This window comes from Natronolimnohabitans innermongolicus JCM 12255 (genome assembly GCF_000337215.1).
Classification (GTDB): Archaea; Halobacteriota; Halobacteria; order Halobacteriales; family Natrialbaceae; genus Natronolimnohabitans; species Natronolimnohabitans innermongolicus.
The window spans coordinates 119,017-133,105 of the sequence record NZ_AOHZ01000047.1; the positions used below are offsets into that span (position 1 = coordinate 119,017).

10 protein-coding genes are annotated in these 14,089 nt (G+C 65.3%); 3 read left to right on the top strand and 7 right to left on the bottom strand.

Features of this window, described 5'->3' with window-relative positions:
* Positions 1-184: 184 nt before the first annotated feature.
* Positions 185-541 (top strand): hypothetical protein, encoded by a 357-nt coding sequence (locus C493_RS10645; RefSeq protein ID WP_007259437.1) that lies wholly within the window; start codon positions 185-187, stop codon positions 539-541.
* Positions 542-580: 39 nt separating this feature from the next.
* On the opposite strand, the gene C493_RS10650 is transcribed toward C493_RS10645, so the two are convergent.
* The 4 genes from C493_RS10650 to C493_RS10665 form a co-directional block, all read right to left on the bottom strand.
* On the bottom strand, positions 581-2,188 hold the full coding sequence (locus C493_RS10650) for a sensor histidine kinase (protein ID WP_007259438.1): 1,608 nt from the start codon (positions 2,186-2,188) through the stop codon (positions 581-583).
* Positions 2,189-2,441: 253 nt separating this feature from the next.
* Positions 2,442-3,731 (bottom strand): TRAP transporter large permease, encoded by a 1,290-nt coding sequence (locus C493_RS10655; RefSeq protein ID WP_007259439.1) that lies wholly within the window; start codon positions 3,729-3,731, stop codon positions 2,442-2,444.
* Positions 3,728-4,429: a TRAP transporter small permease gene (locus C493_RS10660; RefSeq protein WP_007259440.1), complete on the bottom strand. Its 702-nt coding sequence runs from the start codon at positions 4,427-4,429 to the stop codon at positions 3,728-3,730. Before C493_RS10660 ends, C493_RS10655 begins: the two co-directional genes overlap by 4 nt.
* Entirely contained in the window at positions 4,416-5,678 is a 1,263-nt protein-coding gene (locus tag C493_RS10665) for a TRAP transporter substrate-binding protein (protein WP_007259441.1), read from the bottom strand. The genes C493_RS10660 and C493_RS10665 overlap by 14 nt, the downstream gene beginning before the upstream one ends.
* A 320-nt stretch (positions 5,679-5,998) precedes the next feature.
* Here C493_RS10665 and C493_RS23240 point away from each other — a divergent pair, with 320 nt between their 5' ends.
* Positions 5,999-6,160 carry a hypothetical protein gene (locus tag C493_RS23240; protein ID WP_162471455.1) on the top strand — a complete coding sequence of 54 codons (162 nt, stop codon included), beginning with the start codon at positions 5,999-6,001 and terminating at the stop codon, positions 6,158-6,160.
* Between the two features lie 126 nt (positions 6,161-6,286).
* On the opposite strand, the gene C493_RS10670 is transcribed toward C493_RS23240, so the two are convergent.
* The 3 genes from C493_RS10670 to tatC form a co-directional block, all read right to left on the bottom strand.
* The gene (locus C493_RS10670; protein ID WP_007259442.1) at positions 6,287-8,098 is read right to left on the bottom strand and encodes a nitrite/sulfite reductase; all 1,812 of its coding nucleotides are present in this window, start codon (positions 8,096-8,098) and stop codon (positions 6,287-6,289) included.
* 397 nt (positions 8,099-8,495) lie between these two features.
* A complete protein-coding gene (nasA, locus tag C493_RS10675) occupies positions 8,496-10,655 on the bottom strand; it encodes an assimilatory nitrate reductase NasA (protein ID WP_007259443.1) in 2,160 nt (719 codons plus the stop codon).
* A 357-nt stretch (positions 10,656-11,012) separates the two neighbouring features.
* Positions 11,013-12,035: a twin-arginine translocase subunit TatC gene (gene tatC / locus C493_RS10680; RefSeq protein WP_007259444.1), complete on the bottom strand. Its 1,023-nt coding sequence runs from the start codon at positions 12,033-12,035 to the stop codon at positions 11,013-11,015.
* A gap of 142 nt (positions 12,036-12,177) precedes the next feature.
* Here tatC and C493_RS10685 point away from each other — a divergent pair.
* On the top strand, positions 12,178-14,089 hold a 1,912-nt coding region (locus tag C493_RS10685), incomplete at its 3' end, for a twin-arginine translocase subunit TatC (RefSeq protein WP_007259445.1).

A 14,089-nucleotide genomic window follows, 5' to 3' on the forward strand; every position in this document is an offset into this window, starting at 1 on the left:
GACCACCCCGCTTCCGTCCCCGAATTCGATATCGTCCGCATTGTCCGCGGTGGGTACAACGTTCACCAAAGAGACACCGACAGTACGCGGATAAAATCCATCATTGGTGTAGTTTCTGTACTAGCGTACGGAAATATTGCACAATTCGATACGGACGTAGCACTCGGGTCAGTATCGGTGGATAATGGACGCCGACGTGCCGCTCGAATGGAGCACGGAAGAGTCGCGGACGTATTCCCCGGCCGACACCGATCGCGAAATGGAGTATCGGACGTACCACCACGAGTCGGGCGATATCCGGCTGAAGGTCGCTCCGGCCTCGCTCGACGGCGAGGACCACCCAGGCTACGCGCTGACCGCGACGACCTACCCCGGACTCGACCTCTCCGAGACGATTCGGATCAGAACCGTACTCACGTTCGAACGCTGCGAGCGGATCGCTCGCCAGTTCATGGATCTCTTCTCCGCCAGCTACGACGGCCCCGGCTCGCTCGAGGACGCGCTGGACTACGCCTACGAGCGGACACGAGAACACCGCTGACGCGGTCTGGACGGGCCGAGTCGGAACACCGACGGCCGGTCACGCCGTACGGATCTCGAACCGTGCACCACCGACTGCGCTTTCGGTCACCGAGACCGTCCACTCGTGGGCGTCGGCGATCCGCGCGACCGTTGCGAGGCCGATCCCGGTTCCGTCTTCGTTCGTCGTGTAACCGAGCGAGAGTACGCGCTCGCGGTCCTCCGGCGGGATCCCCGGCCCGTCGTCCGCGACGTAAAATCCGGGCTCGCGCTCGAGCGTGCCGACGCGAATCGAGACGGGAGGGGCGTCGTCGCCGCCATCGGCGCCGTCGCCGGAGACGGCTCGAGGCGTCGATCCGTGTTCCACCGCGTTACGAAAGAGGTTCTCGAACAGCTGTCGGAGTCGGCTTCGGTCCGCAGCGAAGACCACGTCGTCGTCGATCACCATCGCGGCCGACTCGTCGTCGATCATCTGCCACGCGTCGGTAGCGACGCCGGCGAGGCTCACCGACTCGGTCTCGGCGATCGTCTGTCCGGCCCTGGCGAGCGAGAGCAGATCGTCGATCAGCGCCTCCATTCGATCGAGTGCGGCGTCGATCTCCGCGAGCGGCTGCTCGCTTCGTTCGGGGTGCGTTTTCGCCTCCTCGAGGTAGCCCTGGGCGATCGTCAGCGGATTTCGTAGGTCGTGGGAGACGATGCTCGCGAACTCGTCGAGACGGTCGTTCTGCGTCTCGAGTTCCCGCTGTTGTGCGCGCAGTTGGGCTTCTCGCTCGGCGCGGTCGAGTATCGCACTCGAGGCTGCGGCGAGCAGTCTGGCGGCGGAGACGTCGATCTCGTCGAAGGCGTTCGGCGTCGTCGAGCCGACATTGAGGACGCCGTGGTCGCCGAGCGGAAGGATAATCTCACTTCGGACGACCGTCTCCGGATTGTATCGTTCCAGCTGGTCGTGAAGATCGGCGTACGTCCGTCCTACACCGTCGTCGAAGACCTGCCACGAGAGACTGTTCCCCGGCTCGTACGTCGGAACGTCGTCGAACAGCGCCCGACCCTCGTCGGTCACCGCTACCGGCTCGAGGGCGTGTTCGTCGTCGTCGTACAACCAGACGCCGGCGAGCGTCATCTCGAGTTCGGATGCGGCGAGTCGGACGGTCAGCTCGCAGACGTCGTCTCTGTCCGTGGCGTCGACGAACTCGCTCGTCGCTCGCTGCAGCGATTCGATGCGCTCGGAGCGTCGCTGCATCTGTACGTCGTACAGGCCGACGAGGACGCCGCCGAGAACGCCGCCGGTCACGGCCGTTGCCAACTGAAACGGGGCGTCGGACGGAAGGTGGCCGGCGAGATACTGGTGGGCGCCGATCGTCCCGACGAGAAGACCCATCCCTACCGCGCCGACGAAGACCCACTGGACTAGCCGAGAAGCGTAGGCCGCCGAGAGATCGCTTCGTGCCGTCCAGTAACCGACGGAGACGAGCAGCAGCGAGAGGATCATCGGAACGCCGGCACCGATGACGGTCGCGAGCAGCGGTTTGTCGTGTGCGACGACGTGGATTCCGTGGATAGACGCCAACAGGAGTCCGACAACGACGAGGACGGTCGCTGCCGCTCGTTTCGACAGGTGAGCGGTCGGGCGCCGCGTCAACGCGGCCGTCTGAATCGAGCGAAGAGCCATCGTTAGGACCTATCGAAGCGGAGAAGAGCAACGCGACACCAGGCCTCTCGAGGCGTCATCTCGTCGCGGTGACGAGCACGGTGACGGTCGTGCGACAGCACTTCCCGCGATAGCCGAAATAACGGAACAAACGGGTAATAGCGTTGTGGTTACCCGTCAAACGACGGGATCGCTCACGCGGTCCGTCGTCGCTCGATCTCGGTGATCGCTGCCACCGGCAAACCGATCACCGAAAAGCCGCTCCGGATCCGTCTCAGGCCAGCACGTTCAGTTCGGGGAAGATGAAGAACAGCGACCAGACCCCGATCAGCATCGCAAGGTACGGCAGCGCCTCGTAGGTCACCTCCATGTAGTCGATGTCGGTGATGCCGCTGATGATGTAGAGGTTCAGTCCGTACGGCGGCGTGATGAAGCCGATCGCGTCGCTGATGATGAAGATGATCGCCCACGTAACGGGGTCCAGACCCAGCTCCATCGCGGCCGGCGTCAGCAGCGGCACCGTCAGCGCGATGTTCGGAACCGACGCCAGCACCGAGCCCGTCGCCAGCATGATCACCATCATGGCGAGGATGATGAGCCACGGCTCGCCGAGCGAGAGGATGGCCTCGCTGACGGCGTCCTGAATGCCGAGATACGAGAGGTTCTGCTGGATCGCGACCGCGACGACGACGATCGGGAGGATGACGCCGATCAACAGCAGCGACGTGAAGGTAGCGCTGACGACCTGCTCAAGTCGGGTGATCTTGCCGAGCGCGACGGCCGAAAGCAGGATGTAGAAGACCGCGACGGCCGCGGCCTCCGAGGGCGTAAAGAGCCCGACGTAGATCCCGCCGAGCAGGATGACGATCGTCCCGAGTCCGACCTTGGCTTCCCAGGCGGTTTTGAGAACCCGCCGAGCCTGGAACTCGAACTCCGAGCTGTCCATTCCGTAGTCGTGGCGCTGCGAAAGCGCGGTGTTGACGACGACGAGACCGATCAGGATCGCGATACCGGGGACGATTCCCGCGATGAACATGTCGGGGACGGAGACGCCGTACATCACGCCGTAGACGATCAGCAGGACCGATGGCGGGAGCACCGTGCCGACGATGCCGCCGGAAGCGATCGTCGCCGCGGCGTAGGAGTCGTCGTAGCCCTCCCTGTCCATGACGGGGTGGAGCGCCTTCCCGACGGAAGCAGTCGTCGCCGCGTTCGAGCCCGTAATCGCCGAGAAGACCGCCGAGCAGCCGATCGACGTGTTACCGGTGCTGCCGGGAAGCCAGCCGATACAGGCCCGCGAGAACTCGATGATCTCCTCGGAGATTCGCGCCCGGTTGATCAGGTCGCCGACGAGCACGAACAGCGGAATCGCGACGTAGGTGAAGCTCTCGAGTTCGCTGAAGGCGAGGACGCTCACGTTGCTCACCGGGAAGCCGGGGCTGAGCGCGTGGAACCCGACCGCCCACAGGCCGAAGACGAGGAAGATCTGTACCCCGAGGACGAACAGCGCGGCACAGAGCAGCGTCAGCAAGAGCAGGGCCAGTTCGGGGCTCAGTTCGATCATCGGTTCTCACCTCCCGAGTCGGCGTCGACGGTGGCAGCGTCGCCATCGGCAGCGTCAGCAGCGGGAGCGTCGTCAGCGACGACGTCCTCGTCCGCACCGCCCGCGTCGCTCGCGAACGATCGCTCCTCGAGTTCGATCGACGCGTCGGGCGAGATCGACTCGCCGCTCCGGTATCGCCGGGTCACGTGAACGATCTCCTGGAGCACCCGCAGGAGGATCAGCGCCGTCCCGACGGGCACCGCGAGATAGAACAGCGTGTCGGGAATCGAGGTGCCGACGACGATGCGTCCCGCCTCCACGGATCGCTCGAGTTCGGGGATCGAGTACCAGAAGATCGTCCCGACGACGACGAACCACAGGAGCCACTCGACCCAGTACATGACGTAGTTGCGCCGGGCCGACCACTGCTCTCTGAGCAGGGTAAATCGCAGGTGCGAGGAGTGACGCACCGCGAAGGCCGCGCTCAGCCAGGTGATCCAGATGAACAGCCCCTCGATGACCTCGAGCCCCCAGACGAACTGGGTGCCCCGGAGCGTCCGGTTGACGACGTCGACGAAGACGAGGACGGTGACCACCGCGAGCAAGACGAGCGCGACGTAGCCCTCGAAGTAGCGCTCGAGGCTCGTCCGCAGGTCGCCGTCGCGGGCGCCCGTGAGGAACCGGTCGATGGCGGAGACGGCGGCGTTAGATTCGGTCAAGGTACTCACCCCACCAGGCGTCGACGGTCACGTCCGCGGCCGACTCCGGCACGTCCGATTCGCGGGCGATTTCGTAGATGTATTCGTAGAAATCCTCGGTCGGGACGTCGAGATCGAGGTCGGCAACACGTTCGCGTTCGGTCTCGTACAGTTCGGGATTGTCCATCGGATCGACTCGCTCGCGCCAGGCCTCGAGCTCGTCGTCCTCGAGGACGTTGACGGTGATCCCCTGTTCCGCGTAATCCGTCCCTTCCGGCGGCGGATCGTCGTGACCGACGCGGTCGTCGATGACCTCGTCGGCCTGTTGGATCGCCTCCTCGGTCAGTTCGCGGGTGACGTCGGCGATGAGTTCGCGATGGTCCGCGGGGAGTCCCTGCAGCCAGTCCGTACTGGCCCACATAACGCCCTGTCCGCACATGAACTCGACGAGCGTCACCTGATCCATCACCTCGCCCATGCCGCCGGCGAGGCCGACGCCGGACCACGTCTCGAGGCCGTGGACGACGCCCGTGTCCATCCCCTGGACGGTGTCGCCCCACGAGAGTTCGGGGGCCGTTGCCCCCCACTCCTCCAGGGCGACCTTCGGCGGGCGCGAGGCGGTTCGACGGATTCGAATCCCCTCGAGGTCCTCGGGCGTGCGGACGCGGCCGCCGGCGATCTCGGTCGCATCCGGCGAGAGCAGGAGGTTCCGCAGCTCCGGCGTCCAGCCGTAGAAGGGGACGATTCCGTACCGCTGTGCGAACGGGACCCAGTACTGCTCCCAGATCCGCTCATCGAACAGCGTGTACGACAGCGCGGCTCGACTCGGGAACGTGTACGGAAGCAACCAGACGTTGTTCTCCGGCCAGAAGTTCGTCCCGTTGCCGATCGAGCCGTAGCCGGCCTCGACGATTCCCCGTTCGGCCTTGCCGCCGCAGGTGCTGCTGTCACAGACCTGGTTCTCGCCGAGCAGGCTCATCTGCACGTCGCCGTCGGAACGGTCCTCGAGTGCCTCGCTGATCGCCCACCCCGGCGAGGGCGAGACGCAGTCCATGCAGTGACCGCCCTCGTGGGCGAACGTTCCCGCGGTGAACTCGGTGGTGTCGCCGCCGCCCTCGCCGGTGGCGAGTTCGATACAGCCCGCGGTCGCACCTGCCGTCGCGATCGCGCCGAGCGAGCCGAGATAGGCTCGCCGGGTCGGACCGCCGTCGTCGGTCGGTTGTCGAACAGTGCCGTCGCTCTCGTCGGTCTCGTCGGGTGTACTAATCACGAGTATCGTCGGTGATTCGCGTACGGTGTTCGATAGACGAACAGACCGGTCGATTAGTCTCTGTTATGCAACTCGATACGGGCTACTGATCACTTACTGAAGGAGACAGAAAACATCTGTGCTTGAGTTGGCGATTCAGGCGACGAAACGTGGCAGAGTACGCTCGTTCTCACCCGCGAACTGACCGTTCGTGCGAGATCGTAACATCGGTCCCGAGTTACACAGTACCGTGCGAAAATTACTCAATAACGATTGTTAGTTTTCGAATGGAGAAGTAAATTTGCGAAACGATAAATAGTTCCGGCGACTACGATTCCTGTATGAGCACGCACGAATCATCCACCCAGTACGCCGCCGACGCGGTCACCGTCGACGCGACCGATCCGGACACCCCCGACGACGTTCCCGTCTACCTGCCCGGAACGCCGACGCTCTCCGGGATCGCCTGGGTCGAGCGCTTCGTCGACGAGTACCTTCGGTAACTCGACCCGTCCGTCGGCCAGTTGATCGCCGAATCGCCGATCGTCTCCTCGCCCGAAACGGTCCCGTTCGAACGAGACTCGAGAACAGTCGTTTCGACCGGCGCCTCGTCGATTTGCTCGAGCGAACTAGTCGTCCGACGGCGCCGCCGTCTCCTCGGTGGCCGCCGCGGCCGACTCCGTCTCCGCGAACGGATACCACGACTGTTTGGCGTCGTCCATGTACGGCGCCTCGAAGTCGGTTTCTTCGGGTTCACAGAACTCTATTAGCTGCTCGGTCGCCGTCGCTTCGACCCACTGACGGAACGTCTGTCCCGCTTTGCGGTGGGCGGCGAATGCCTCGAGGAGGTTCCGGATCGCACCGGGGGCCTCGTCGGCCGGCACGCGCTGTTGGACCCACTCGACGAACGATGGTTCTTCACCGATCCCGCCGCCGACGCCGATGTCGAACGCTTCGACCATCTCGCCGTTCTTCCGGGCGCGCATTCCCTGGAGACCGATGTCCGCGGTCATCGCCTGCCCGCAGTCGGCCGTACAGCCCGAGTAGTGCATCTTGATCTTCTCGACGTCGTCGGGGAGATCGACGTTTTCGTTGAGCCAGCGCAGCATGCGGGCCATCCGAGCTTTCGTCTCGGTCAGCGCGATCGAACAGAACTCCGTGCCGGTACAGGCCATCGCACCGCGCTCGAACGGGCTGGGTTCGGGCTGGTACTCCGAGAGCAGCGGTTCCGCGAGGAGATCCTCGAGGTCGTCCTCGTGGACGTCGACGACGACGGGGTTCTGGCGCCGGGTGAGCCGGAGTTCGCCGGAGCCGTACTCGTCCGCCAGGTCGGCGAGTTCGATGGCGTCCTCGGCGGGCATCCGACCGACGGGAACGTTCAGGCCGACGTATTTGAACCCCTCTTGCTTCTGATCGTAGACGCCGACGTGATCGTGTTTCCCCGCGTCGGTGGGCTTACCGGCGTTGTAGGTGTACTCCTCGCGGAAGTCCTCGCCCGCGCGGTGCAGTTCGAAGTCGACGTACTCCTCCTGGAGCGTCTCGCGGATCTTCTCCATGCCCCACTCCTCGGCGAAAAAGCGCGCGCGATTCTTCGAGCGGTTCGTTCGCCCGCCGTGGTCGTGGTAGAGTTCGACGAAGCCGCGACCGACCTCGTAGGCCTGCTCGGGCGTCACGAAGACGTCGAGCGGCGTCGCCGCGCGGGGCTGGCGGCCGCCGAGACCGCCGCCGATGCGGACGTTGAAGCCCCGAACCGCCTCGCCACCGTCGGACTCGTCCGACGAGCCTCCGGCTTCGCCGGAGACGTCGATCTCCTTGCGCGCGGGTTCGAAGCCGATGTCGTTGATCGAGTCCTGGGCACAGCCCGATTTGCTCCCGGTGACGCTGATGTTGAACTTCCGGGGCATGTTCGCGAGCGCGTCGTCGTCGCGCAGTTCGTTCTGGAACTTCTCGAGCAGCGGCCCCGACTCGACGTACTCCTCGACCTTGCCGTGTAAGGCCGTGCCGGAGATGTTGCGCATCGTGTCGCCGCCCGCCGAGCGCGAGGAGACGCCGACGGCCTCGAGTGTCTCCCAGATTTCGGGGACGTCCTCGAGTGTGAGCCAGTGGAGCTGGATCGACTGGCGAGTCGTGTAGTCGACCCAGCCGTTGCCGAACTCGGGATTTTCGACGGGACCGGTCGCGTAGTCGCGGGCGACCTCGGCGATGGCACGAAGCTGATTCGGCTCCAGGATGCCACTCGAGTTGGTCAGCCGCATCATGAAGTACGACTCCTGTCCGTCGCGCTGGTGGAACAGCCCCCAGAACTTGAACCGGGTGAACCACTTGTCGCGTTCGTCCTCCGGAATCGCCTCGTACCCGCCGTTCTCCGCGAACTCGAGGATGTGATCGCGAACCTCGTCGCCGTAACAGCCCTCTTTGAGCGCTTCTTTCTTATGCGCCATCGGGCACCACCTCAACCGAACGATCGGAATCGAGTAGGCGTTTCTTCTCCTCAAACATGGCCGGATTCACGTTTTATCGCCATGGCTCTAACGCATATAACAGTAATCGTTATTGATCGCCCAATTATATGGTATTTTCGGACGAATGCGTCGGATCTTCAATGGGATATAGTCTATACTAGGACGTACACTCGGTCCGAGGCCGCATTCGGTCGCCGATATTCCACGGTGTGTAGTGTCCACACTGCACATCATTCGGCCCGTTCCAGATACGTGAGTGAGTTAACCAGCGGCAACGAAGGAACGCCCCTCGTCGAGCCGCCACTCGAGGTGGAGTACGGTCGAGTTTCGAGAAAGCACCGTCCGAAAATGGGAGCGTGTCAGCCGTCCGCGCCGGTTATACGATCGGTTCGGCGACGACCCCGGGCGCCGCCGTACGCGGCGCCTCGAGTCGCACCGCACACTGCTTGAAGTTTGGCTCCTTCGAGCGCGGATCGACCGCCGAGAGCGTGAGTTCGTTGACCGCGGGCTGGTGGATCGGGAGCCAGACGACGCCGTCGGGGATCGCGTCGTCGGTCTCGACGCGAACGGTGACCGAACCGCGCCGGGAGACGACCCGCGCGTACGCGGCGTCGTCGGCCGCACCCTCGATCGGCGCCGCGTCGCCGTCGACGAGGTCGTCCGCGAGCGCGGCCGCCGTCGCGGGACTGACTCGAGCCGCGGGTTCGCCCTCGCGGGCGCGAACGCCGGTGTTGTACGCGTCGGGACGACGCGCCGTCGTCAGCGTCAGCGGGTACTCCTCGTCGGGCGGTTCCGGCAGCGGTCGGCCCTCGCCCGTCGAGAACCGGGCGCGCCCGGAGTCGGTGGGGAACGTCCAGGACTCCTCGTCGCCGGCGCCGTCGGGGTTCGCACCCGGCGACTCGTCGGTCGCCGCCGGCCCCTCGTAGTAGCGGTAGCCGGCCGAGACGTCCGGCGACGGGGCGGGCCAACGAACGGCCATCTCCGCCTCGAGGCGGTCGTAGCTGATCCCCGAGAGATCGGCGGGCGTCCCCGCCGTCAGCGCGGCCAGTTCGTCGAAGACCGGTTCGGGCTCGAGCGGGGCGTCAAAGAGGTCGGGAACGAGGCGGTCCGCGAGGGTTCCGATCAACTCGAGGTCGGTTCGGACGCCCGACGGCGTGTCCGTCGAAGCGCGCACGCGCGAAACGGTCCGCTCCATGTTCGTCGTCGTTCCCTCGGATTCGCCCCACGTGGCCGCGGGGAGGACGACGTCGGCGAGTTCGACCGTCTCCGAACGGAAGGCGTCCTGGACGACGAGGAAGGCGTCCTCGAGTCGCTCGCGGACGCGGTTCGCGTCGGGCATGCCGGCGACGGGGTTGGTCGCGACCGCGTAGACCGCCGCGACGTCCTCGCCGATGGCGTCGACGATACCGACCGGGCCGGGGCCGGCGTCGTCGGGGAACCGCGAGGCGGGGACGTCCCACGCGTTGGCGACCGCGTTTCGGTGCTCGGGATCGTCGAACGGCCGGTGACCGGGCCAGGAGCCCTTCGAGGAGCAGACGCGGGTTCCCATCGAGTTGGCCTGTCCGGTCAGCGAGAACGGGCCGGAGCCGGGTCGGAGGTTACCCGTCGCGAGACACAGATCGATCAGCGCGCCCGACGCCGCCGTGCCGTTGACGCTCTGGTTGATGCCCATCCCCCAGTAGACGAGGGTGGGCGCCTCGAGGGCCGCGGCGATTCGGTCGACGTCCGCGAGGGAAACGCCGGCGGCGTCGGCGGCCGCGGCGGGGTCGGGCAGTCGGGCGCGAAGATCGTCGAACCCGTCGGTGTACTCGGCGACGAAGTCCTTGTCGACGCGGTCGGTCTCGACGACGCGCGCGAGAACCGCGCGGGCGAGGTCGAGGTCGCCGCCGGGCGAAACCGGAACGTGGTGGTCGGCGACGTCCGTGGTCTCGCTCGCGACGGGATCGACGACGAGCAGTTCGGAGTCCGGGTCGTCCGCGGACTGCTCGATCCAGCGGAACATGACCGGGTGGGCCGCGGCCGGGTTCGCGCCCCAGGCGAGGTGCGTGTTCGCCTCGGGAACGTCCTCGTAGGTCGGCGGCGGCGCGTCGCTGCCGAAGGCGTCGTAGTAGGCCGTCACGGCCGAGGCCATACACAGCGTCGTGTTGGCGTCGTAGTACCGCGTGCCGAAGCCGCCGCGGGCGAGTTTCCCCAGCGCGTAGGCGGCCTCGTTCGTCTGCTGGCCGCTGCCGAGGACCGCGACGCCGTCCGGGCCGTCCTCGAGTGCCGGCTCGAGCCCCTCGACGGCGCGCTCGAGGGCCGTCTCCCAGGTCGTCGGCACCAGTTCGCCGTCGCGGCGGACGAGCGGGCGGGTGAGCCAGTCGCCGCCGGGGTCGGCGCTCTCGCGGATCCCGCGCTGGCAGGCCAGCCCGTTGTTGGTCGGGTGGGCGGCGTCGCCGCGGACCACCTCGAGGCCGTAGCCGCGGTCGACCGACCGGTGGACGTGACCGCAGCCGACCGCACACCGCATACACGTCGTCGAGACGAACTCCGTCACGCGAGCCACCACCGGTCATCGTCGATCACGGAATGTGGTTTACAATCACACGCCGATGGAGAATATAGCCGTGGCCTCATGCACGTATTCACAGACGATGGAAACGTATGAACCTACTAAACCATAATCGTTTACAGACTGTGCTTTTTCGGGTATCGATCCGGGAATCTCGACAATCTACGGATGGATACGGGGAATATAAGGGCGTGAACGCGCCGAACTCCGGCACCGTATCTGACGAACGGACGCGGTTTCCGATCTCGAGAACCGACAGCCGATCCGAAAGCGACGGTCGGTACGAAGACGGTCGCGAGTCGCGGGTCGGCGCCGGGAAACGGGGACCGGTCGGCCGCCGCATCACTCCGTACCGACCCACTTCAGGACGGCCAGGGTTCCCTCGAACAGCAGGATCATCGTGATCGCGACGAGGATGGGCGCCATCATCGTCGGGTCCATGGTGAACATAAACGAGAGCCCGGCGAACGCCGCCCAGAAGTACAGTCGCTTCTCGGCCAGCCAGCGCCGCGTCGTCACGCCCATCATGATCGCGAGCATCATGAACAGCGGAATCTGGAAGACGATGGCGAGGAAGCCGGTCAGCGTGACGATCAGGTCGAACGTCTCACCGAGCGCGTACGCGATGTCCGCGCTCCCCTCGGCGTAGAACGTGAAGTACTGGAAGAGGACGGGCAACACGAGCCAGTAGGAGAACAACATCCCGAGCGCGGCGAGGACGACGCTCATCGGCACCGCCGCGAGGTAGTACTTGCGCTCGTGTGGATAGAGCCCCGGCTTCATGAACCGGTAACACTGGTAGACCAGCGCCGGCAGCCCGACCATGACGCCCAGCAGCGCCGAGAGCTTGATCCGGGTCAACCACAGCTCCAGCGGGTGGTAGACGTGTGGCGGCGGCACTTCGTCGGCCGTGTACGGGAAGACGTCCGTCCAGATGTAGCTGATCGCGTCCGAGGCGACGAGCAGTCCCAGCGCCGTCCCGGTCGCGCCGAACAACAACACGATCGCAAACCGGAGGACCATCTCCTCGATGTGATCGGCGAGGGGCATCTCCTCGTCGTCCGGCGGCGTCGAGATCCCCCCGATATCCTCGTCGGGATCGGGATACTCCGGATCGCCGCCGCCGTGCTCGCCGTGGTCGCCGACGACGCCCTCGCCGTCGGTCTCGACCTGCAGATCGTCGTCCTCGGGGCTCGAGTCGTCGTCGGGCCGCGGGTCGGTATCCTCGTCCCGGCCACCGTCTGTGCTGACCGGCCGACCGTGGATATCACTCCCGCTATCGGCATTCGGCGGCGTCTCGGCGGCTGTCGTCCGTGATTCCGCGGAAGGTTCGACGTCCCCACGGTCCGCCGGCTCGTCCGACATCTATGGAGATATAGTAAGGCCCCCAGTTATAGGCCTTTTTCTTACGCACACTGCACGAGAGGGAGAAGGCAACGAAACCACCGCCTACCGCCTCAGCACTCGAAAGGTTGATAACCGGATGTCAGTTAGCCACAGGCAGTAAATGAGTTCTGCCGTCGACGAGGATACGGCCAAAGCCATCAACGCCGGCCGCGAGACGATCGGCACGATGCTCTCGAGTGCGCAGACCCATCTCCAGAAGGTGTTTATCGTCTTCGTGATCGGGTTTATCGGCTCGTTTTACGCGCTGCGTGTGTTCATCTGGGACTTCCTCGAGGCGACGGCGAAAGCCGAGATGAATCAAACGGTCGCGGACGCGACCCAGATCATTACCAGAACGCCGTTCGAGGTCATCCTCTTGCAGGCGAAAATCGGGATGTTGGTCGGGATCGTCGTCGCGATTCCGGCGCTGTTTTACTTCTCTCGTGACGCGCTCCGCCGCCGCGGCGTCCAGTCGGCCGTCCCCGTCTCCAAGGGGTATCTGGCCGGGTTGGTGCTCGCGTCGTTGAGCCTGTTTTCGATCGGCGTCTTCTACGCCTACGCGATCTTCTTTCCCTTCGCGTTCGACTTCCTCGGAACCGTCGCCCACGACGCCGGCGTTAACCCGAGCTGGGGGATCACGGAGTTCACCGAGTTCATCGCACTGCTGACGCTCTCGTTCGGGCTCGCCGCCCAACTCCCGCTGTTGATGAGCGTCCTCTCGTACACGGAGATCGTCTCCTACGAGACGTTCCGCGACAAGTGGCGCCACGCGATCGTCGCCATCACCGTCTTCGGCGCGATGTTCTCGCCGCCGGACCCCTTTACCCTGATCATGTGGGCGCTGCCGCTCGTGGCCCTCTACGTGTTCAGCCTCGGCCTCGCGAAGATCGTCGCGAACATCCGCCGACGCGGCGCGGCCGAACTCGACACCGGCACCGGCCTGATGAAGCGACGCGTCCTCCAGTTCAGCGGCGGGCTGCTCCTCGTCGCCGCCGCGACGACCGTCTTCGTCACCCAGGACGGCTTCGATACCCTCGAAGAGTCGGTCTATCCGCTGCTCCCGAGTGGTTACCGGCCGGAGGGAACGTTTGGCCTCGAGTCGATGGCGGCCGAACACGGCCTGCTCGGCGAGGTCGGCGTCGGGCTGGTCGTCGCCGCGACCATCGGCTTTCTCGTGTTGGTCGTCTACACCGTGAAAGTGCTCCAGTCGCCGGTGTATCCACACGAGGACGATATTCGGGCCGCAGAGAGCCACGAGGACGTCGACTTCGAGACGCTGACCGCCACGGACATCGAGGAAGTGCCGGCCGGCGTCTTCCTCTCGATGAGCGAAGACGACGCCCTCGAGTACTCCCGGCAGGCGATGTACGACGACAACCGGGAGAAAGCCGAGACGATCCTCGATCGGTTCGACACGCTCCAGGAACAGCAGGCTGCGAGCGACGAAGACGGCGCCGGCGGTGAGGCTGGCGCTGCCGGTGCGGGCGGCGCGGGTGCCGCGGCCGCCGAAGGCGAAGGCGAGGACGAGAGCTTCCTCGCGAGTACGGCCGCGGGCATGCTCGATCCGTTCACCGAGGAGGAGACGACCGAAGACGACATCGGCGGCTACGCCTACGACCTTGCCTTTATCGTGGACAGCCTCACGTCGAAGACGATCTACATCGTCGGCGTCTTCATGGCCGTCCTCGGCGGGACGTTCCTCGCGATGTATCAGGGCGGATTCGGGCTGGTCCTCGCGCAGTTCGTCGACCGCGTACCGCCGGAAGTGCTCGACGAAGTCACCGAAAACGGCGGCGAGACGAGCGAGGTGACCCCGGAAATCGTCGGCGAGCTCGGGCTCGTCATCGCCTTACACCCCGTCGAAGTGCTGATCTTTATGGTGAAGGTGAGCACGATCCTCGCGTTCATCGCCGTCCTGCCGCTGATCTGCTACTGGGCGTGGCCGGCCGCTCGCGAGCGCGGTCTCGTCCGCGGCGATCCGCGCCTGTTCCTCGTCTGGGGCTGTCTCTTATACACATCTCTGAGCGGGCTGG

Bases quoted from the DNA above. Each gene is read 5' to 3' on its own strand.
- C493_RS10645 (WP_007259437.1), top strand. From the start codon at position 185: ATGGACGCCGACGTGCCGCTCGAATGGAGCACGGAAGAGTCGCGGACG.
- C493_RS10650 (WP_007259438.1), bottom strand. From the start codon at position 2,188: ATGGCTCTTCGCTCGATTCAGACGGCCGCGTTGACGCGGCGCCCGACC.
- C493_RS10655 (WP_007259439.1), bottom strand. From the start codon at position 3,731: ATGATCGAACTGAGCCCCGAACTGGCCCTGCTCTTGCTGACGCTGCTC.
- C493_RS23240 (WP_162471455.1), top strand. From the start codon at position 5,999: ATGAGCACGCACGAATCATCCACCCAGTACGCCGCCGACGCGGTCACC.
- C493_RS10670 (WP_007259442.1), bottom strand. From the start codon at position 8,098: ATGGCGCATAAGAAAGAAGCGCTCAAAGAGGGCTGTTACGGCGACGAG.
- tatC (WP_007259444.1), bottom strand. From the start codon at position 12,035: ATGTCGGACGAGCCGGCGGACCGTGGGGACGTCGAACCTTCCGCGGAA.